The organism is Nocardia sp. NPDC051832, from assembly GCF_040681285.1.
Lineage (GTDB): Bacteria > Actinomycetota > Actinomycetes > Mycobacteriales > Mycobacteriaceae > Nocardia.
Window position 1 is genome coordinate 259085 of record NZ_JBFAYL010000004.1, and the last position, 18592, is coordinate 277676.

At 63.8% G+C, this 18592-nt stretch carries 22 protein-coding genes; 8 read left to right on the forward strand and 14 right to left on the reverse strand.

All coding sequences use genetic code 11. The annotated features are described in order from the left end of the window. Positions 1-168: 168 nt before the first annotated feature. Complete coding sequence (locus AB0M14_RS26805) at positions 169-1974, forward strand: alkyl sulfatase dimerization domain-containing protein (protein WP_364999516.1); 1806 nt, start codon at positions 169-171, stop codon at positions 1972-1974. Between the two features lie 112 nt (positions 1975-2086). Here AB0M14_RS26805 and AB0M14_RS26810 read toward each other — a convergent pair whose 3' ends face one another. After that, a complete protein-coding gene (locus AB0M14_RS26810) occupies positions 2087-3097 on the reverse strand; it encodes an oxygenase MpaB family protein (RefSeq protein ID WP_364999517.1) in 1011 nt (336 codons plus the stop codon). A 172-nt stretch (positions 3098-3269) separates the two neighbouring features. Next, positions 3270-3866: a TetR/AcrR family transcriptional regulator gene (locus AB0M14_RS26815; RefSeq protein ID WP_364999519.1), complete on the reverse strand. Its 597-nt coding sequence runs from the start codon at positions 3864-3866 to the stop codon at positions 3270-3272. A 1090-nt stretch (positions 3867-4956) separates the two neighbouring features. Here AB0M14_RS26815 and fldA point away from each other — a divergent pair. Together fldA and AB0M14_RS26825 are read left to right on the forward strand one after the other, a co-directional pair. Beyond that, complete coding sequence (fldA, locus tag AB0M14_RS26820; protein ID WP_364999520.1) at positions 4957-5487, forward strand: flavodoxin FldA; 531 nt, start codon at positions 4957-4959, stop codon at positions 5485-5487. Between the two features lie 577 nt (positions 5488-6064). Further along, positions 6065-6574: an Ltp family lipoprotein gene (locus AB0M14_RS26825; RefSeq protein WP_364999522.1), complete on the forward strand. Its 510-nt coding sequence runs from the start codon at positions 6065-6067 to the stop codon at positions 6572-6574. Between the two features lie 420 nt (positions 6575-6994). Here AB0M14_RS26825 and AB0M14_RS26830 read toward each other — a convergent pair whose 3' ends face one another. The 6 genes from AB0M14_RS26830 to AB0M14_RS26855 form a co-directional block, all read right to left on the reverse strand. After that, positions 6995-7324, reverse strand: a complete 330-nt coding sequence (locus AB0M14_RS26830) for a hypothetical protein (protein ID WP_364999524.1) — start codon at positions 7322-7324, stop codon at positions 6995-6997. 925 nt (positions 7325-8249) lie between these two features. Continuing rightward, positions 8250-8399: a hypothetical protein gene (locus tag AB0M14_RS26835; RefSeq protein ID WP_364999526.1), complete on the reverse strand. Its 150-nt coding sequence runs from the start codon at positions 8397-8399 to the stop codon at positions 8250-8252. 20 nt (positions 8400-8419) lie between these two features. After that, the gene (locus AB0M14_RS26840) at positions 8420-9085 is read right to left on the reverse strand and encodes an AAA family ATPase (protein ID WP_364999528.1); all 666 of its coding nucleotides are present in this window, start codon (positions 9083-9085) and stop codon (positions 8420-8422) included. Further along, the gene (locus AB0M14_RS26845; RefSeq protein ID WP_364999530.1) at positions 9082-9699 is read right to left on the reverse strand and encodes a 3'-5' exonuclease; all 618 of its coding nucleotides are present in this window, start codon (positions 9697-9699) and stop codon (positions 9082-9084) included. Before AB0M14_RS26845 ends, AB0M14_RS26840 begins: the two co-directional genes overlap by 4 nt. Next, on the reverse strand, positions 9696-10862 hold the full coding sequence (locus tag AB0M14_RS26850; RefSeq protein WP_364999531.1) for a radical SAM protein: 1167 nt from the start codon (positions 10860-10862) through the stop codon (positions 9696-9698). Before AB0M14_RS26850 ends, AB0M14_RS26845 begins: the two co-directional genes overlap by 4 nt. Before the next feature lie 55 nt (positions 10863-10917). Further along, positions 10918-11232, reverse strand: a complete 315-nt coding sequence (locus AB0M14_RS26855; RefSeq protein WP_364999533.1) for a hypothetical protein — start codon at positions 11230-11232, stop codon at positions 10918-10920. A 437-nt stretch (positions 11233-11669) separates the two neighbouring features. On the opposite strand from AB0M14_RS26855, the gene AB0M14_RS26860 reads away from it, so the two are divergent. Further along, positions 11670-12863, forward strand: a complete 1194-nt coding sequence (locus AB0M14_RS26860) for a hypothetical protein (protein ID WP_364999534.1) — start codon at positions 11670-11672, stop codon at positions 12861-12863. On the opposite strand, the gene cutA is transcribed toward AB0M14_RS26860, so the two are convergent. Continuing rightward, a complete protein-coding gene (gene cutA / locus AB0M14_RS26865; RefSeq protein WP_364999536.1) occupies positions 12844-13176 on the reverse strand; it encodes a divalent-cation tolerance protein CutA in 333 nt (110 codons plus the stop codon). The genes AB0M14_RS26860 and cutA overlap by 20 nt on opposite strands. A gap of 174 nt (positions 13177-13350) precedes the next feature. Continuing rightward, positions 13351-13743: an NUDIX domain-containing protein gene (locus AB0M14_RS26870; RefSeq protein WP_364999537.1), complete on the reverse strand. Its 393-nt coding sequence runs from the start codon at positions 13741-13743 to the stop codon at positions 13351-13353. Positions 13744-13937: 194 nt separating this feature from the next. Here AB0M14_RS26870 and AB0M14_RS26875 point away from each other — a divergent pair, with 194 nt between their 5' ends. Both AB0M14_RS26875 and AB0M14_RS26880 read left to right on the forward strand, forming a co-directional pair. Further along, the gene (locus AB0M14_RS26875; RefSeq protein ID WP_364999539.1) at positions 13938-14186 is read left to right on the forward strand and encodes a hypothetical protein; all 249 of its coding nucleotides are present in this window, start codon (positions 13938-13940) and stop codon (positions 14184-14186) included. Positions 14187-14464: 278 nt separating this feature from the next. After that, positions 14465-14848 carry a hypothetical protein gene (locus AB0M14_RS26880; protein ID WP_364999540.1) on the forward strand — a complete coding sequence of 128 codons (384 nt, stop codon included), beginning with the start codon at positions 14465-14467 and terminating at the stop codon, positions 14846-14848. 353 nt (positions 14849-15201) lie between these two features. On the opposite strand, the gene AB0M14_RS26885 is transcribed toward AB0M14_RS26880, so the two are convergent. Further along, positions 15202-15957, reverse strand: a complete 756-nt coding sequence (locus tag AB0M14_RS26885; protein WP_364999542.1) for an AAA family ATPase — start codon at positions 15955-15957, stop codon at positions 15202-15204. Between the two features lie 165 nt (positions 15958-16122). On the opposite strand from AB0M14_RS26885, the gene AB0M14_RS26890 reads away from it, so the two are divergent. Then, positions 16123-16752: a class I SAM-dependent methyltransferase gene (locus tag AB0M14_RS26890; protein WP_364999544.1), complete on the forward strand. Its 630-nt coding sequence runs from the start codon at positions 16123-16125 to the stop codon at positions 16750-16752. 81 nt (positions 16753-16833) lie between these two features. Here AB0M14_RS26890 and AB0M14_RS26895 read toward each other — a convergent pair whose 3' ends face one another. Continuing rightward, complete coding sequence (locus AB0M14_RS26895) at positions 16834-17175, reverse strand: hypothetical protein (RefSeq protein WP_364999546.1); 342 nt, start codon at positions 17173-17175, stop codon at positions 16834-16836. A gap of 171 nt (positions 17176-17346) precedes the next feature. Between AB0M14_RS26895 and AB0M14_RS26900 the strand changes: the two genes are divergently transcribed. After that, positions 17347-17493 carry a hypothetical protein gene (locus AB0M14_RS26900; RefSeq protein WP_364999548.1) on the forward strand — a complete coding sequence of 49 codons (147 nt, stop codon included), beginning with the start codon at positions 17347-17349 and terminating at the stop codon, positions 17491-17493. A gap of 202 nt (positions 17494-17695) precedes the next feature. On the opposite strand, the gene AB0M14_RS26905 is transcribed toward AB0M14_RS26900, so the two are convergent. Further along, on the reverse strand, positions 17696-17983 hold the full coding sequence (locus AB0M14_RS26905) for a Dabb family protein (RefSeq protein WP_364999549.1): 288 nt from the start codon (positions 17981-17983) through the stop codon (positions 17696-17698). Further along, positions 17980-18573 carry a neocarzinostatin apoprotein domain-containing protein gene (locus AB0M14_RS26910; protein WP_364999551.1) on the reverse strand — a complete coding sequence of 198 codons (594 nt, stop codon included), beginning with the start codon at positions 18571-18573 and terminating at the stop codon, positions 17980-17982. Before AB0M14_RS26910 ends, AB0M14_RS26905 begins: the two co-directional genes overlap by 4 nt. Positions 18574-18592 lie beyond the last annotated feature (19 nt).

Here is an 18592-nt window from a genome sequence, read left to right on the forward strand (position 1 = left end):
GATCTCACCGAATTCGCGAACCACTACGGATGGCCCGCATCGATCGCGCCCGAGGCGTGGGAGGTCACGGTGTGGAACTCATCCGTGTCGAGTGGGGAGGGGACTATCGCTGGCCTAGACAATCGGTTACTCACAGCATCGATCGTCGAACCGAGGAGTTGATCCAGAATGGCGCTGAACTACGAGGATCGCACCGATTTCGAGAACGCTGATCGCGGGTTCATCGCCACCTTGACCCCGATGACCATCCGCAACACCGACGGGGCGATCGTGTTCGACACCTCCGCATACGCGTTCCTCGAGGGACTGTGCCCTGACACGGTGAACCCCAGCCTGTTCCGCCAAGCCCAGCTCGCCGTGAAGAACGGCCTCTACCAGGTCACCGAGGGCCTCTACCAGATCCGCGGCTTCGATGTCTCGAACATGACCATCGTCGAGGGCGATACCGGCGTGATCATCATCGACCCGCTCATCTCGACCGAGTGCGCCGCAGCCGGGCTCGCGCTGTATCGCGAGCACCGCGGGGAGCGTCCGGTCACCGGCGTCATATACACCCATTCCCACGGCGACCACTTCGGCGGCGTCGCCGGTGTGCTCCCCGACGGACCCGGACAGGTTCCGATCCTGGCACCGGCCGGGTTCATGGCCGAGGCCGTCGCAGAAAACGTCTACGCCGGCACCGCCATGACGCGGCGCGCCAGCTACATGTACGCCATCGGCCTGACACCGGCCGCCGACGGGCAGATGAGCACCGGACTCGGGATCCAGACCTCCACCGGCACCTTCAGCCTGTACCCACCCACGATCGACATCACCACAACCGGGCAACGCGAGATCGTCGACGGCGTACCCATCGTGTTCCAGATGACCCCGGGCACCGAGGCCCCCGCGGAAATGAACTTCCATTTCCCGGCCCACCGCGCGGTCTGCCTGGCCGAGAACGCCACCCACAACCTGCACAACCTGTTGACCCTGCGCGGAGCCCTGGTCCGCGACGCCAGGGTGTGGTCGCACTACATCGATGAGGCGATCGACATGTTCGCCACCGATTCCGATGTCGCGTTCGCCTCGCATCACTGGCCGACCTGGGGCACCGACAACCTCATCGAATTCCTCAGCGTCCAACGCGACCTCTACTGCTACCTGCACGATCAGACCCTGCGCATGCTCAACCAGGGCATGACCGGTGCCGAGATCGCCGAACAGATCGAATTGTCGCCCGGCCTGCAGGACTCCTGGAGCACGCGCGGCTACTACGGCTCGGTCAGCCACAACGTCAAGGCCATCTACCAGCGCTACCTCGGCTGGTTCGACGGTCACCCCAGTTCCCTGTGGCAGCACCCGCCCCAAGCCGCCGCGACCCGCTACGTCCGAGCCTTGGGCGGCATCGACGCGGTCATCGACAAGGCCGCCGAGTTCACCGGTGAAGGCGATCTGCGCTTCGCCGCCGAATTGCTCAAGCACGCGGTCTTCGCCGACCCCGCCAATGCCACCGCCAAGAACGCGCTCGCCGAGGTCTACACCCGACTCGGATACGGTGCCGAGAACGCCACCTGGCGCGGCTTCTACCTGATGGGCGCCAAAGAACTCCGCGAAGGTGTGTACCCCACCGCACTCAACCTCGCCGGTGGAATGGCCGCCGCATTGTCGATCGAGCAACTCTTCGACACCTTGGCCATCCGCATCAACGGCCCCCGCGCCGCCGCCGAAACATTCGTCATCGACTGGCAGTTCACCGATCTCGACACCACCATGCGACTGACCCTGTCCAACGGGGCACTCATCCGCACCCTCGACCCACGACGCAAGACCGAAGTCGATCTCACCCTCACCCTCACCAAAACAAAACTCCTGGCACTGCTGGCCGGTCAAGGACTCGACGAGATCGACCACACAGGAGACCTCGGGGCACTCCAGCGCCTGCTCGGCCTGCTCGACGATCCCGACCCGAACTTCGCCATCGTCACCCCCTGAGAGAGCAGCGCCACCGATCGCCTGCGACGTCAGCCCTCGACAGTCCGGAGTCGAGGCAGCTCATCCGCCGCAGGTCGGCGCGTCGGTACCAGATCCGCCGCGTGGCACGGTGTTACGGGCGCGCACCGAGTGAAGCCCGCCGCTGGGCGAGCCGCTTCTCGGAGAAATCGGTCTTCCAGGCCGGTTCGCCGATCGTGGTGAGCGCCCGGAATCCCGCCTGACCGGCGTACTCGGTGGCACGCCTGGGAACCATCCGCCAGAACCGCCGATGCATCGCGGCCTCGACGCGATCGAACCTCGTTTCGCGGAATCCGACCTCAGCCTTGATGACGGGCGGGAACGTCGCGACGACGCCGACCCGGAACAAGCGCCGCAGTGGCAAAGTGATCGCCGCCCACAACGGCTGGGGTATCCATTGTGCCTGTGCTGGTTTCACGATGCCTGGGCCGATCTGTTCCATGATGTATTGCACCGCCTGGTTGGTGACCGCCTCGTTGTCGATGAAGTTGTCCCAGTAGGCCTCGAACTCGGGCCGGGTCTCGGGAATGCCCTGTACCCCGAACAGTTTCCCGACCTCGATGCAGCCGGCGATCGCTTCGAACCGCTCGTCATCGGATGCGTATCCGCGAGCGAATTCGTAGGCCTCGACAACGCCCATGAAGATGCCGAGCCACGCGAACGCCCACACATCGCGCTGCCATGCGTGGTAGCGCGAGCCGCCGGGCATCCGGCCTTGAATCACCCTGTGCAGTTCCCGCAGCGTGTACGCCGCGGTGATCCGGTCTTCCGCGGTCGCGCCGAGCAGGATGCCGAACGCGATTTCGTAGCTCTGGCGCATCCGCACGAACGCGGTGTCGATCGAGCGGGTGCGGGTGCCGTTGAGCAGCGGCTCGTGCTGATCGAGTGCCTGCCCGACGGCAGGCTGCACCGTTCCGAGAATGAAGACGCCCATCGCCGCGTACACGGCGGACCCGACGTCGGAGAACAGGCGATGTGTCATCGATCCGGGAGCGAGCAGCGGGTTGTCCCACGGGTCGCCAGCGATCGAACGGAGGGATCTGCCGTTCGTCTGCCCACTGCCGAACAGATCATCGCTGTCGTGGACATGAGCATCGGTGGTCATGTTTGGTCCTCTCGACCTTTGTTCGGCGCAGCAATGCCGCCGAAGTATTCGTCGTTCAGATGAACGACTACCGTCGAAGTATGGCCGTTCGCACGAACGGCGACAAGAGGTCGGCCAGAAAACGCGAAAAGGACAGATCAGCGCGGCGTCGTCCCGGCGCCTGGCGGCCACGTCAGAAAACTGGCGGGGGCGAGTTCGCGAGCAGCACCTTTTTGCCGAGCTGCCAACGCTGTTCCACCGATTCCAATCCGCGCGTCGGAATCGACTGGACCAGACCGCGAATCACCGACAGCACCAGGTCGATGAAGATCAAGGCATCGCGGTCGGGTTCTCGGCCGGCAAAGTCGGCCCACGCCTGCACCGTCGAGCGAAACATTCGCTCCTCCAGGTCGCGCACCAGCGGAATCAACTGCGGCTCCGACCATGTCGCGTACCACAGGTGCGCGACGGCCAATCCCTGCGGAGTGGTGATGCTCGACCAGAGGATGTCGAGGTGAGCCTCGGGTGTGCGTTCCGCCGCGGCCAGCACGTCGTACCGAGTCTTCGCCGAGGTGAGCTGATCATCCATCACGCGACCCACCGCCTCGCGGAGCAGGGTTTCACGGCTGTCGAAGTGATGCGTCACAGTCCCCTGCGCGACGCCGGCCGCCTGGGCAATCTGGCGCGTGCGCACAGCCGAGTAGCCACTCACGGTCATGCAGGTAACGGCGGCATCGATGATCGCCTGCTTCGTCGCGTCCCGCTGCGCCGCCCGCATGTTCCGTGTCACGCATCCACCTTCCGAGGTTTGCCATCGTTCACCCGACCGGCCAATATTACTAGCCACTTATACCGCTCATTTGAATGATGAAAATCGGCCGATACTGTCCGAGAGGATCCAGCGATGACCGCCGTTATCCGCACCTCGACGGCGTGACCCACTCGGGGCGTGACGCGAAAGCCCAAAGACACACTTGCCGCTCGGGTCTCGATCTCGACGCCTTCTACATCACAGTGAAACGAGGGATTACCCCATGGAGATCCCGGTAGGCCCTAACACGGTCGACGGTCGAGCTGGCCCCGGAGCCGCTCGTGTTGATCGAACGTGGGCCCGACCTGGGCTCGCGATCCGGTGTCCCAAGAACATCCGCTCATGCCGCTTACAAGGCTGGGTGGCACGCAGGCGCGCAGTCGACCAGAACGCCGATCCGGCCGAGCGAGCACGTTGCGTCTGTGCCGATCAGGCTGTCCGAACTCTCGTCTCGCGTGGTTCTGGTCGGCATGGTGGACTCGCGGGATGGAGAAGAGCATGGGCCTCGATCGCTGCTGGGCTTCTCGCCTTCCCAGATTCTCAGGTCGTAACTCATGACCCGGATGATGCCGCAAGCCACCGACACCCGACCAAGGGCTGACTCCAGGAATCCGCGCTTACCAAGGAGAACAAGGAAATCAGGTCGACGATCCCGGGTCTGGTTTCAGCTTGAGGTCGAACATCCTGATTGCCGCATCCCGCGCGGTCCAGTTCGGCCAGTGTGCCTCAGCGGAAGATCAACGGCCCCGGGTCATCTCGGGGCCGCCGCGGTGTCCGCACATGCCGAGTTCCGTGCAGCGGATCCACTGGTCCACGGGAGTTCAACATGCTCCCCGGAAGTCGCCGTCCACGCTGCTACGCAGCCGGCCTTCGTTCAGAGGTGGCCGATTCGCCCGGTGCCAGGCCCTGCTTGGGTGGTCCCGAATGTTCTGTGCCGCAAGCGACTACCACCCTGACCGAGCAAACGCGACTTCGCGATCACCGGGCACTGCCACCACCGGCCCGGTAAATTTTGACTTTGCCCAGGCATGCGGTTGCACCAGCCGCTCGATGAGACAGGACCTGCACCATGGCGATCGTCGGTATCTTCTATGGCAGCGACACTGGAAAAACTCAGGAGGTCGCTATCAAGATCCAGCAACAGCTGGGCAAGGATGTCGCGGAACTGCACGACATCGCAACCTCCACCAAGGAGGACGTTGAGGGCTACGACATCGTCTTCTTCGGAGTCCCCACGTGGCACTACGGCCAAGTCCAGTCCGATTGGGAGGACTTCCTTCCATCGCTGGAGAAGACCAACTTCAACGGCAAACTCGTTGCATTGTTCGGGTGTGGCGACCAGGAGGACTACAGCGAGTACTTCGTCGATGCCCTCGGTACCATCAAAGAAATCATCGAGCCACTCGGCGCGGCAATCGTGGGTCACTGGTCAACTAAGGGCTACCACTTCGAGGCCTCCAAAGGATTGGCCGACGACCGCTTCTTCGTCGGTCTGGCCATCGACGAAGACCGTCAGCCCGAGCTCACCTCCGCGCGTGTGGAGGCGTGGGTCAATCAGGTAGTCGCCGAGTTGAGCTTGGATGCCATCAAGAACGCCTGACGGCCCGCGTGTTCGGCGACGAATCTCGCCAGATGATCGGCCAACCAATCGACCAATATTGTCGATGAGCGCGCAAGACGTTCTTTGACCTCGGGTCTGGGGTGTGTCAGGCGAAAGCCCAAGGCGCACACCAGGCCCCAAAGATCAACGGGCCCTCGTATCCCTCAGCGATCTACCTGACCACCCAGCGTGACTGAGGTACCGACGAAGCACGCTCCGATGACCCACCGCCGGTTTCGATATCCGCTCATGCCGCTGCGCGGGCGTTGGTCGTCCGTCCAAACCGCCCTGACTGGGTTGGCCCATCCTGTTTCAGCGTCGACCTTGTTGCCTACCAACAGGGCTGGGGTATTGCCACAGGGCGAGCGGTACTCGATTCGTCAGCTGCCCGGCCTTGCTTCTTGCGCACCCGCCGAAGCCGATGGTGACGAAATAAGTTGTCCAGCAGCGGTATTCGGTCCGCTAGGGCCGCATTCCGTCAGTGTCGTGCGGTGGGTCGGTGGGATGTGACATCCTGACCTGTTCTCGCATCTGCGGGACACGTCGGCGACGACACACCTTCTTCAAGGAGCACCAGATGACCGAGCCGTTCCTCGCCCCACAGCCCAGCTACCTGTCAGTCGCGGCCGAGCCGAAGAAGCAGAAGAAGCGGGTGTGGCTGGTCGGCGCCCCGGTACTCGCTCTTGCCTTGGCGGGACCCGCATGGAACACCGCTTCGGCAGCGGCCGACGTCGCTCAGCCGGACATCGCGGCGCCGGTATCGACACTGGCGGTCGAATTCTCCCCGGCACAGCAGGAGATCACCTCCAGCCAGCGCAACGCCATCCGGTCTGCCCAGCAGTACCTCGACTACTCTGCCTTCTCTCGCAGCGGTCTGATCCACCAGCTCGAGTACGAAGAGTTCTCCACCGCGGACGCTACGTTCGCAGTGGACAGCCTGAATGTGGACTGGAACGAGCAGGCGGCAAAGAGCGCCAAGCAGTACCTCGAGTACACCGCGTTCTCTCGGTCCGGGCTGGTCGATCAGCTGGTGTACGACGGCTTCACGCGCGCCCAGGCGGAGCACGGAGTCAATGTCGCCTACTGACAACCGCTTTTGGTGGTAGGCGCGCGCACCACACCCTCGCCGGTGGGCGGTATCCCTACGTTGGCGAGAAGTGAGCACTGCGGCGCGCGGTCAGTCGCAGTGCTCACATGGGCGAGCGCTTGGGTTTCATCACCACCAACGCGTTCACGTCGGGTGCCCGCGAACGCGCACTGAAAGCCACCCGAGTGTCGCACTGGTGCGGGACCCAGCCTCGCTCCAGAGCTGCTTTGATGCTGCGGCTCAAGATATCCTGGACTGCCGCTTCCCGCGCGGTTCGGCGGCCGGCTGCGAACGCACCATCATGCCGAGTTCAGGATGGATCGAAGTGCCCCTCTTGCGGAGACCGTCCGCCCCTACGTCCTGGCCCGCGCGCGGATCGCGACCGCCGAATCAGGTGGCGACGTCGCGGTTCGTCAAGACCTAGTCGGGCATCAGCATTGCCGCGTGAGCGTTCTCTGTGCACAGGATCACCGCAGCGCTGGATCCGATCGCGCGGGCCTGATCCCTGCTCAAGCCCCCGTCCATCGCGGTGGTGATCATGCCTTCCAAGGTCGGAACATCGACGCCGCGCTTCGCGTACACCTCGCACATCGCATAGCCGATCTCCAGTAGACCGCTGTCCGACACCCACATCAGCGAGGGCGACCGGTCCCGTGCGGCATCGAGGAAGCGCTGCTCCTCCTCGGGACTTACCCCCGCATTCGCCCAGCCGGTGCTCGCCACGATCGCGGCGCACGCCAGCGCCGCCACCGCAGTGCTTCTTCCCAACATCAATTGCGCCTTCTGTCGTCCGATTTCGTTTGCTGAGCATACGAAAGACGTCGGACATACGCGGCGCCCGCAGCGAGCTGTGAGCGTCGCTGAAGTTCACAGAAAGCGTTCGGCCACAGGGGTTCCCCGGCCTGCTCGGCGTCGGCGGTCACCGTAGCTGCGTCACTCGAATTGCTGACGACCGAGCAGGCCTCCTGCCCTCGACGGGGAAATGGGCCTACTTGATAAGTCGTTGCCTGCGATTTGGTCCGGAGATTACTGTCGGTGGTGTCTCGCCTAAGGCGCGCTGGCTTAGGTTGATCGCGCCCGCAGTGTGGAGAGGATAGCTGCCCGTTCGAGTCGGGCCGAGTCCGGAGGGAGTCCACAGAAGGTTGCGGACTCCCTCGAGCCTCCCGAACGCACTGATCTGCCGCAGGGCGCACGGTTCGGTTGGCCGCCAGTCGATCTCGCGAGAGTGCGCGCTCTTGCCGATATCTCCACCGAGCGCGAAGGGTTGTCGGGATAGCCTTTCCAGCAGAAGGTCTGCACGGTTTTGCCCTTCTTCTGTAGCTGCATCTCGACCTGCCCTTTGTCGTTGTGCGCATAGTTGAAATTGACTCGGGCACGAGTTCCAGCCCACGTATGCGCGGGTCTCTGCGCCGGCAAGGCCTAGGCAGCGTTTCGAGGGGTTCCGGTTTCCCTCGCTGCGTAGCTGCTTGTCGGTACCGATGGGGACTTCTGGGATTCGAGCACCGGGCTCACGCAATCTAGGACCTGTGCGCCTTCGGATTTCGTTGGGTTCGGTGGTGACGCCAGGATGGCGGGGCTAGGATTTCGATGGCGACTTGGGTGCTGGCCATGGTGTTGTCTGGTAGCGCGGAGAGCGGGAACCACTAGAGCGCAGAGCACAGATTCGGCTCCGTGATCACAGGCTCACCTGACCATTCCTGGCATGGAATGTGTAGACCGAGCGGGCGCCACCGTCGCGCGTTGAATCCAGTTGCACGACAACGACGAGAGCGACGTCGACGGCCCGCAGGTGGATGCCGATCACACATCGACCGATACGGGCCATTCGTCGATCTCCATGATTCGTCAGGATGCCTGTGTATCACCGACTTTCGGTGTTTCATCTCCCCAGTCGAGTTCTGTGGTGGAGTCGGCGAGCCGTCCTTTGATGAAGGCGGTGGCGTCGACGAGTGCTCGGTCATGTCCGTCGGAGGTCAGGGTGTCGTGCCCGATTCCGAGTCGCTGCAGGACGGCTTCGATGTGCTGGTCGGCCAGTGCCCGGAATTCGAGATCGGTGTCGCGGGGCTTGCTCAGCCCTAATGGCTCCTCGGGGTTGAGGACTGTGCGCAAGACGTAGTCATAGTGGCGGCTGTGGCCGACGACTATCTCCTCCAAGTGTTTGAGGTGGCGTGGGTCGGCCGGGTGGTTGCGGGTTTCGAGCGCGGCTTCGTAGTAGCCGAGGGCATCCGGTGCGCCGCGGTCGATGAGGACGACATCAGCGCGAGTCCACGCCTCCAACTCGGTGCTGATCCCTCGGGCGATGATCCACAGGGTGCTGGCCCAAGTGTGCTCGGCCAGGATCGGTAGCCCGGCTTCGAGTGCGAGACTGCCGAGATCGGCGACGATCTCGACCTCGATACGGTCGCGGCGAAGCCTGCCGGCCAGCTTGTTGATGAAGGTTGTCTTCCCGGTCGAATGCGTGCCCATCACCGCGACGGTGACCGGCCGGAAGACTTCGCTGTCCGCGCTCACCACAGGCCCCCTTCCGGCTCGGGTGCGGGCACGAATTCCTTGGGGGCAGCGGAGGCGACAAGCCCGGTCCAGTCCAGGTTGCCGTCGCTGACGAGGCGGCACAGCAGCTGCCATGCCGCCCACGTGTCATGGCCTGCACGGTGGTACTTCTGTTCGGCGACCGCTGCTGTGTCAAGGTGGGTGTGCTCGATGAGTTTGTCGAGGCTGTAGCGAGGCAGGTCGGGCCATACCCGCTTGGCAAGCCGCAGTGTGTCCAGAACCATGGGCGGTGTCCACCTCGGCAGGTGAGAAGCGAGGACGCGCTGCTCGACCGCGGCGTTGTGCGCCACCAAGGTTCGGCCGGCCAGCGCTTCACCGATCTCGGTCGAAACCTCCTCCCAGGTCGGGCAATCCGCGACGTCGTCGTTGCTGATGCCGTGCACCTTGCGGGTCACGATCGCTGTGATCGGCAGTTGAGGCCGGATGAGCCAGGAACGCATCTGGTCGACGCTGACCATGCCGCCGGACACCGGCAGGATCGCGATCTCGATGATTTCCGGTGGTGTCTGCCCGTTGCCTTCCACGTCGACGACCGCGATGTTGTTTGCTTGCAGTGCTTTCGGGATTTCGATCACAGCGTCGACTCCTTGATCGTGGGCCAGCCGAGATCGGCGCGGCCGTGCCGGTGTGGGTGGTGGGGCTTGGCGAGGTCGTGCACCTGGTATCCCAGGCTGTGTTGCATGAGGTACCGCGGTTGTTCGGTGAGACCTTCCACCACGATCGCGCGGTCGTTGACCTCGACCAGGCGTCCGCCGAGTTTCTCGGCGAAGGCACTCACCGCCGCATCGTTGGGGCGTTGGAATGCGCTGGCACACCTTTCGATCTGCGCGGAGGGGCAGATGTCGCACAACTCGCGTATCCCGAAGTGTCCGTTGTAGTCCGCGACGCCGTGAGCGTAGGTCACCGCGCAGGAGGTCTTGCGGAACAGCGGTGACCCGGCGCCGTACATTCGTGCGGCGGTGAGTATCCGCTGTTCCAGGGTTTCGGGCATGATCTTGCGTCGTGGCCCGTGGTCGTAGGGCATCGGGATGCCTTGGTCCTCGAAGTATTGTTTGATCTCGTCCTTGTAGAACAACCCGGTGAACACGGTCGCGTGCGCGTGATGGCTCAGCGCCAATCCGCGTCGTAGGTGCCCGTCGCTGTCGTTGAGACCGGGAACGATCGGCCGCCAGTAGTGCACGACGCGATAGCGGTCAGCGTGCTCGAACGCTGTACGTAGCGAGGTGGCCGCGATGGTGGAGTCGACAGGCTCGACCCGCTTGTCGTCGATGCCGGAGTTGGTAACCAGGATGGTCACACCGATGTTGTTGAAGCTGTTGAGGATTACGCAATCCTCCGGGGCGATATGCCAGCGCGTGATGATCAGGACCTGGTTGGTCAGCTCCTGCTCGTCGAGCAGTCGCAGCATCGCAAACAGGTGAGGTTTCACCCGTGGCAGCATCGGATCGGTGGCCCGGTTGAGCAGCTGAATCGGCGTGATGCCCGGCTGGAAATACCGGTGCCGCACAAGCAGTTCGACGGCATCCTCATCACGCATCAACGCCCGAGGCACCTTCATCTCGAAATTGTGGAACAGGTGCCGGACGCAATACGTGCAGTCCAGCGGACAGCCAATGATCCAGTTCAGCGACAGCCCGGATTTCCGGTACTCGATGATCTTGCGTAGCTCCTCCTGGAGCTCGGCCTGTTGTTGGCTGGTCAAAATCGGTAAGGGATGTCTAATGGTGATCGTGTTCATGAAAGGTCCTTTGGGCGAGAGGATTTGACGAGGGATCGACCTGGGCACGTAGCGTTCAGTACCCGCGCGATGAATCGGGCTTCATCAGGCCAGCGCGGATCAGCGTCGATCGGGCCGCGGCCTTACGCGGGCAGGAGTTGGCGGAGCACGGGCGGTGTCGCTGCATCTCCCGGTGCGCCTCGGACACGGTCAGTGGCCGGTCCGGCCGTGCATGTGACCAACCGTTGAGCCACAGTCCGTTGTCAGACGCCCGCGCATCCTCGACATGGATCCGCCGGCGCCACTCCTCGGCGCGTGCGCGGTCGGCGATCTCGGGTGCGCTCACCCGTGGCTGCTGTCTTGAATCGTTTCGCCACCAGTCGAATTTCACTGCCAACTCTCCTCAGGCGAGGGACTGACAGTTGAAAGCCTGCTGAGCGCCGCGAGATACGCCCTGCACTTCGGGCCGTGGCCAGAGTGGATGCTTAGGATGAACCGAGCGCGCTCCAAATCGATACCGTGGGGTTCGACAGAACAGGCGCGATACTGCACAGCCCACAAGTCGCGGGTGTCCAATTGCGTTGGCATGGTGTGACTCCCAGACAGAAGGTCGGAGCACCCGGCACCGGATACCAGCGCGGCAACCTCTCTGCCGGCCGGTGTGCGTATCCGAGATGATGGGACCGGACGGCCCGGCACCGGGGTGCAATTCCAGCGTCTCGGTTGTGGACCCCCATCAACAGCGCAAAACTGTAGGCAAATAACGGCACGACCCTGGGGGTCGCTACGACGAACTATCAGTTCAAATCATTGCGGTTGGCTCGCGGCATGACGCAGCCCGAGTTAGCCGATGCCGTGTGCGACGAAGTGGAAAGAGCCACCGGGCATCATCCGGCAGTAGACAGCCAGGCGATCAGTCGACTCGAATGTGGCGAGATCACCTGGCCGAGGCGTGCACGTCAAGCCCTCGTGGCAATCTTGGGAAGCCAATCGGTAGCGGCCCTGGGCCTCTACCCCAAGCGAACCCAACGTGATGCCGAAAGGGACGAGGCGACGAAGCGACGAGATTTCCTTCTCACAGGGCTGACGGCGCCGTTCGCCGCAATAGACCCACCACGCCGTATCGGTAGCACGGAGCTCGATGAGATGCGCGCCCGATTCACACGGCTCCAAGATCTGGACAACTTTCTGGGCGGTGGCGATACTTTCCGCCTGTATGCCGCTGAGCTTGCCAAGACAGAGCAAACGCTTGCGCATTCGACGTGCACCACCACTGTCCGTGATGCGCTGACCGGGCTCGCGGGCGAGCAAGCCCAGCAGGCCGGTTGGGCAGCGTTCGATGCAGGGTTCGCCAATCAGGCGCTTGAGTTGTATGAGTACAGCCGCCGAGCCGCAGTGGAGGCGGGTAGCCCGGAGCTAGCGGCAAATGCCCTGATCCAGATTGCTTATGCCACTGGTAGTTCCGATGCAATCGCGGCTGCAGATGAGGCATGCGCGACGATCGGGACGGCAGCCCCGGCGAAAGCGCGGGCGATGCTGGAATCGCGGCGCGCGTGGTCACTGGCCACGACCGGCGACCGTGACGGAGCTGCACGCGCGTTGGATGCCGCCCACAAGGCGCTGGACGACAACAATCGCCAGCCGGCCGCGAAGTGGTTCGATTGGGTCAACCGCTCCGAACTCGACATCATGACCGGCCGTGTCTGGTCGGTACTACATGACCCGGTTCGAGCGACGGGGCCGTTGACGCGGGCGCTGGCCACCTACCCCGAGCACTGGTCTCGGGACAAATCCCTGTACATGACGTGGCTAGCCGATGCGCACTTCGACGCCGGAAATGTCGAGGAGACGATGGCGCTCACGCGCCGCGCATTCGCACTCGCTTCGGAGGTTGCGTCGGTACGACCGTTGAGCCGAGTACGGCAGGTGAGTGCGCGTTGTGTGTCCGCTGGCGTCACAGGTGCCACCGCTCTGCACAACCGAGTCACAGAGGGGAGGCCGCCTATTCCGGCGCGATTGTAGACTTCTCGGCCCATTCCACATAGGCATCCGAGCACGCACCAATCGGTACTCCAATGAGCTCCGGATTATCCCACGGGTGCAAGGTCTTGATCCGATCCATCAACCGCGCCACCACCCCTGCGGGGGTACGCAGTTCGACGCGGAACTCTTGCCCAGTGCCGGACTCTCCATGGTGCCACCACACCGACTTCACTGGACCACTGATCCACGCCGCGGCAGCAAGCTGTTCAGCGACTACGGCTTTCGCGATCGTCTCGGCGTCAGCCTCGGTCGGAGTAGTGGTGGACACAGTCCAGACGTTCGTAGCTGCCATGGCTGCCAGCCTAGATCGCCGGACCGGATGCTGGCGACGGTTCGGGTGCCGGGCGATCTCGCATACGCCGCAGCTGAGACACGTGTACCGGGCTCAACATTACAAGCTACGGGCAGCCCATAACGCCGGTGGGAGAAGCCGTGTAGGCAATGATCGTGCTGAGATAGCGGGTTGCTAAGCAGGCAGACTGAGCGCGCGATAGACCGCGACCACCGTCGCAGCCCCAATGATTTCGCCGCGATCGATCATGTCGACCGCCTCAGCGAGTGAGATCCAACGCACCTCTTCAGCCTCGTTGATATCCGGCTGGGCATCGGTCAGGTCGGCACCACGAGCCAGGTAAATCTCCTGTGGCTGGTCGAGCGTGCCAATGGCCGGTTGATAGGTGACGAGATACTCCATAGTCCTTGGACGCCAACCGGTTTCCTCTTCGACCTCCCTGGCCGCAGCGGCTGCGACGTCTTCGGCGTGGTCGACGTAGCCGCCCGGGAGTTCCCAGACCCAGCGGTCGATGATGAACCGATGTCGGTACATCAGCACCTCGATGTTCTGCGGCAGCGAAGACATCGCGACAGTGGTCGCCGAGATCGGAGCGCACAGCGGCACATGGCGGCCGTGGACCTGGGTCAGGTGCTCACGGTTGCCCAGCAGCGTCAGTCGTTCTTTCCAGCCCCGCTGATGGGCGACGATAGTGAGCGGTTATGCCGCGACCGCGCCAGCTGATCTCAGTCGATGGGGGAACCCGGTCTGCCCGGGAGGTGATGGCCGAGTTCGTCGGCTCGCACGACGAGCAGGTCCATGCAGTCGTGAAGATGCGGGAGGGGTTCCCCGAGGTGGTCATGCACCAAGGCGACCGCGCGAACAGGAGCGCCTGTCGTAAGCAACTCGTCGAACCGAGCTCGGGCATCTGGCGACATCCGATCCCACAAATCACGAACGGCACGTCCTCTGAGCATCTGAGCACACCAGCACATGCATCGGCCCGATGGCGAATCAATTTCCTGGAATAGTGCACACCGGGTGATTCATCCGCTCTTGCCGCTTACGAGACTGTTCGGACCGGCCGAGCTGCGGCCGACTGAGCGCACCATCGTGCCGATTATCGGTTGATCGAGGTCGGGCAGAGGGGACGTCCCCAGTGGGCCAGAGGATTCCGCCCCCGAGCTCATAATCGGGTACGGATGTCCGGCTTCCCGGTGTCGCAACGACAGACTCGGCTGCGGGAAAGTTGGCGGCCGAATAGCCTAGGAACTCCCTGGATGATCGCTCTCATCAGAAGGTTTGCATGGTGACGCCACCACTGCCCGCTCCCAGCCCGTCCCCGCCACCACCCCCTCCTCCAGCTGGTCCTACACCCAGCAGCGGCACCACGAACAATTGGGGCGATTGGAAGATACTGTTACTCGTCGCCGTCATCGGCGCGGTTGCAGCATTAGGCGGCGCGTTCTGCGGCGGCTACTTCACCTATCAGGCGGCCATCCGCCAATCTGAATCAAGCAGCTCGCAGGCACTCGATAGCTTCAAACGCGACCAGCGCAAAGTTGCCTACGCTGAATTTCTTTCGGAATCAATTAATCTGGAGAACGCAGAGTTTGTCCTGCAGGTACAAGCGCTGTCCTTTCCCACTCAACAGGACCGGACCGTATACGGTGCGGCGATCACGCGAGTCTGACTTGATGGCCCTGGTGGGTGTGGTGGACGACCTCGAACTCGGTGACGGTGCCGATTGCCAGTCACGTGTTGGCCAATCGGGTAGATCTTGCGAGCGGTTTCGAGGTTCGGTTCGGTCGGGTCATGGTCGGTCATCGTTCGACCACCACGACCGATGTTCCGTCGACACTTCGTCTCCCGCCAAATCGGGGCAGCTTCAGAACGTCCTGTGTTGCCGCGACCCGCGCGTTCGTAGCGGCCCGCGCGGGTCGACCGAAGAAGCACTCGAAGGGGTGTTGCGTTGACCGCCTGAGCCCGCACCGATTTCCGGGTTGATCGCTCGATCTTGGTAACCGTGTTCGCCACGGTTGAGGCTCAGTCCGGATCGACCAGGTACCGCAGGTATCGCTCGGGTTCGTCGAGGAAGTCTCGCGTTAGCCGCACCGGCAGCGCGTCATTGTAGGTGACGTGGGCGATCGCGCCGTCCTCGCCGATCTCATAGATCCGGGCACCGGGCAGTGCGAGCAGGATCGGTGAATGGGTCGCGACGATGAACTGGCATCCCTGACTGGTCAACTCCGACAACCGCGCCAGCACGGCCATGCACCCGCGAGGGGAGAGTGCTGCCTCGGGTTCGTCCAGCAGATAGAGGCCGTGCGGGTAGAAGCGATTGCTGATCAAGTCTACGAAGGACTCGCCGTGGGAACGATGATGTGGCGACACTCCGCCCAAGGCCGCGATTTGCTCGGGGCCCAGCGTTTCGGATTCGGTGGCCACGTTGTAGTACGACTCGGCTCGTAGGAAGAACCGGCTGCGCGGTTTGGTGATGCCCCACTTGAGGATGAGATGCTTGCCGAGCACCGATTCGGTTGAGCGTGTGGCGAAGCGGTAGTTCTGGCTTCCGCCTTCAGGATTCATTCCAGCGGCGACGGCGATGGCCTCGACCAGCGTGGATTTCCCGCTGCCGTTCTCGCCGACCAGGAACGTGGCACCCGGCGGGAACTCGAGTCCGCCATCGTAAGCGAGCCGGGTCACTGCGGGCAGGCAGAAGGGATAGTCCTGCATCTCGACGTCATTCGGGCGAAACCCGATCTCACGAATGAACCCTGCCCCACCGGCCCGCGTACGCACTTCCCCACACTACGTAGCCGGACCGACATCGATTCGGCGCCCACCACACCGGCCTCCTAGGCCCCGCAAGCGGGCATGAACTGTCCGAGCTGAACGCACTGTATTGGCCCGCCGCTTGGCGCGCGACCAGTGCGCCGAGACGCCTTGCAGTCGCATGATGTGCGCATGCACCAACTACCGCGGGCTAAGCGCGAAGCCGACCTGATCGCCTACTACGACAACGAGATTCGCCAACGTGCTGCGCGTGAACTGCCGCCGGCACGGGTGCAGCGCCGCGGCGAGTACATCGAACTGCTGCAGCGGGAAAACATCGCGGATCTGCTGGAGATCGGTTGCGGCCCGGGCCTCGATGGCATCGCGTTCGCGCATGCGGGTCTGGCCTACACCGGCGTCGACCTCGCCCCGCAGAGCGTCGCTGCGGCCCGGTCGCTGGGACTCGACGCCCGCGAGGCTTCGGTCTTGCAGCTTCCGTTCGAGGACGCCAGCTTCGGTGCCGGTTGGACCATGAGCACGCTGTTGCACATCGCCGACACCGACCTGGACTCGGCGCTGGCCGAGATCCTGCGCGTCCTGCGGCCAGGAGCGCCGCTGGCGATCGGCCTGTGGGGCGACGAACAGGGCAGCGAGCAGCAGTGGGACGACGGCAGCGGACACCGCCCCGCCCGGTTCTTCAGCATCCGCACCGACGCTGTGTTGCAGACGGCATTACAGCGCCACGGCACCCTGGAGCAATGGCTGACCTGGCGGGGTACCGATAGATTGCACTACCAGTGGGCGATACTTCGCCGAGGTTGAACCGGCTCCGATGGCCGCGAGACCCCTCGACAACACACTATTCTGCCGCGGAGCGCGATCCGGCTGGTCAACCGTTCCTGCTCACTGTGCTTCGGAGGCTTCGTCATCGAGGACATACTCCACCGTGATGAGGCCGCGAAAGCCCTCGGTCTCGCCGATGAACAGGTTGAGATCGCCAACGGCGGCCAGGTTCAGCGCGGCCGCCCACCCTTCGGCGATGCGCTGATCGTCGGCCTCGCTCCCGGTGGGGATGACCTGACCTGCCAGCTCGGGTACCCCGAGGCGGGGTCCGTCGTGGCCCAGCAGTTTCCACGACAGCGGGACCAGCCCCGCGCGCTGCCCGTGGGCGTTGAGGTGCGCGCTGACGGCGCTATTCACAACCTGGGTGAGATCGGTGAGCGCCATCGTGGCATCGAAGTTCACAGGGGAATTCTGCGCGGTCATTCGTTCCCCCGGTCGGCGGGCACCATCATTATCGGTGTTGGCGTCCTCGGCCCGACCTGGTTCGAAGGCGCCGACGAACCGATCGTTTGTCAGACACCGGCCTGGCGGAAAGCGGAGCGGGATCGAGTGTTCGACACCAGAATCAACGATATGAGTACTGACCCGATCGAGTCCGCCGAAGGTGCCGAAAACGACAGCGAACTGGTCGAATCGGAGGCCACACCCACCGAGCCCGCAGGCCCGCAAGTTCGCGCCGGCGGCCATCAGGTCGGGATGGCTCTCGAACTCGAGCCGTAGAGCACGGTCGCTCGGCATCGCGGATGCCACGGTGCTGGGGCGACGTCAACCAATGTGACCTGCCGTCGAGGTCGACCAGGTGACAACGCGACGAGCGCAGGACGGTGGCCAACTGCTGGTGTTTGTCGAGGGACGTCGGCGCCTTGTCTGATGACCTTTGGATGTCATGCGGGTAGGTGGCCGCGATCGAGAAACAGCGTGGTCAGTCCTCGTAGTCGACTACTGCGCGGTGGGCTAGGCGGGGTGCCAGCCAGTCGGCGACCTCGCGGTGGGCGGGATGTTGTTGGTAGGCGGTGAGGTCGGACCGCGAGGTGTGGGTGCTCTGCATGAACAAGTCGTAGGAGACGGGGGTGGCTAGTTCGTCGACAGCGACTGTGAGAGAGCGGATTTCGGGCACCGTGGTGGTGAGAGCAGTCAGGAGTTTCGCTGCCTCGTGGGCGTCGTCGCGGTTGTGGAACTTCATCAGGACCACATGGTTCAGCATGCTCATCGGGTGGTGCCGCGGCGGCGCAGCAGGAGTAGGGCTGCGAGGGCCACGATTACGATGACCGCGCCGGCGATGCCGACGACCATACCGGTGTTGCTGTCGTCGCTGTCGGAGTTTGCGGCGGCCGGGGCCGCGGCGGCGCTGGTGGGGGCCGGTTGGGCGGCGGTTTTGGCGGCGAAAGTCAGTGGGACCGTGGCCAGGATCTGGGCGGGGTTGGTCAAGCTGGTCACGCTGATCGCGCAGGCGCCGGCCGCGGTCGTGCAGTCGGTGCCGCCTACCGTGGCGGCGAGAGTGAGGGTGCGGGCGCCGGTTCTGGGCTGCCATACGCCCTGAGCGTCGGCGGCGCCCAGCAGAGCGCCGGTGAGATTGCAGTCGGTGGGGGCGACGACCTGGGGCTTGCACTGCCCGACGGCGACGCCGGCGAGGTTGGCGTCCAGGCCCGCCAGGTTGACCGTGATCGCCTGTCCCGCAGCCACTCCCGTGCTCTCGCTGAGTTGCAGGGTGGGTGTGGCTTGGGCGGCGGGTACGACGGCGATGATGCCGCCGGTCGCGGCCGCCGCGATCACGGCGAGCCGGAAAGCGTTGTGCTTCATGTCTATATCTCCTGAGGGT

Excerpts from the sequence above, each read along its gene's own strand:
- AB0M14_RS26805 (WP_364999516.1), top strand. The coding sequence starts at position 169 with ATGGCGCTGAACTACGAGGATCGCACCGATTTCGAGAACGCTGATCGC.
- AB0M14_RS26900 (WP_364999548.1), top strand. The coding sequence starts at position 17,347 with ATGAGTACTGACCCGATCGAGTCCGCCGAAGGTGCCGAAAACGACAGC.
- cutA (WP_364999536.1), bottom strand. The coding sequence starts at position 13,176 with ATGGCAGCTACGAACGTCTGGACTGTGTCCACCACTACTCCGACCGAG.
- AB0M14_RS26905 (WP_364999549.1), bottom strand. The coding sequence starts at position 17,983 with ATGAGCATGCTGAACCATGTGGTCCTGATGAAGTTCCACAACCGCGAC.
- AB0M14_RS26810 (WP_364999517.1), bottom strand. The coding sequence starts at position 3,097 with ATGACCACCGATGCTCATGTCCACGACAGCGATGATCTGTTCGGCAGT.
- AB0M14_RS26910 (WP_364999551.1), bottom strand. The coding sequence starts at position 18,573 with ATGAAGCACAACGCTTTCCGGCTCGCCGTGATCGCGGCGGCCGCGACC.
- AB0M14_RS26870 (WP_364999537.1), bottom strand. The coding sequence starts at position 13,743 with ATGTCTTCGCTGCCGCAGAACATCGAGGTGCTGATGTACCGACATCGG.
- AB0M14_RS26875 (WP_364999539.1), top strand. The coding sequence starts at position 13,938 with ATGGCCGAGTTCGTCGGCTCGCACGACGAGCAGGTCCATGCAGTCGTG.
- AB0M14_RS26860 (WP_364999534.1), top strand. The coding sequence starts at position 11,670 with ATGACGCAGCCCGAGTTAGCCGATGCCGTGTGCGACGAAGTGGAAAGA.
- AB0M14_RS26835 (WP_364999526.1), bottom strand. The coding sequence starts at position 8,399 with ATGGCCCGTATCGGTCGATGTGTGATCGGCATCCACCTGCGGGCCGTC.
- AB0M14_RS26850 (WP_364999531.1), bottom strand. The coding sequence starts at position 10,862 with ATGAACACGATCACCATTAGACATCCCTTACCGATTTTGACCAGCCAA.
- AB0M14_RS26825 (WP_364999522.1), top strand. The coding sequence starts at position 6,065 with ATGACCGAGCCGTTCCTCGCCCCACAGCCCAGCTACCTGTCAGTCGCG.
- fldA (WP_364999520.1), top strand. The coding sequence starts at position 4,957 with ATGGCGATCGTCGGTATCTTCTATGGCAGCGACACTGGAAAAACTCAG.
- AB0M14_RS26890 (WP_364999544.1), top strand. The coding sequence starts at position 16,123 with ATGCACCAACTACCGCGGGCTAAGCGCGAAGCCGACCTGATCGCCTAC.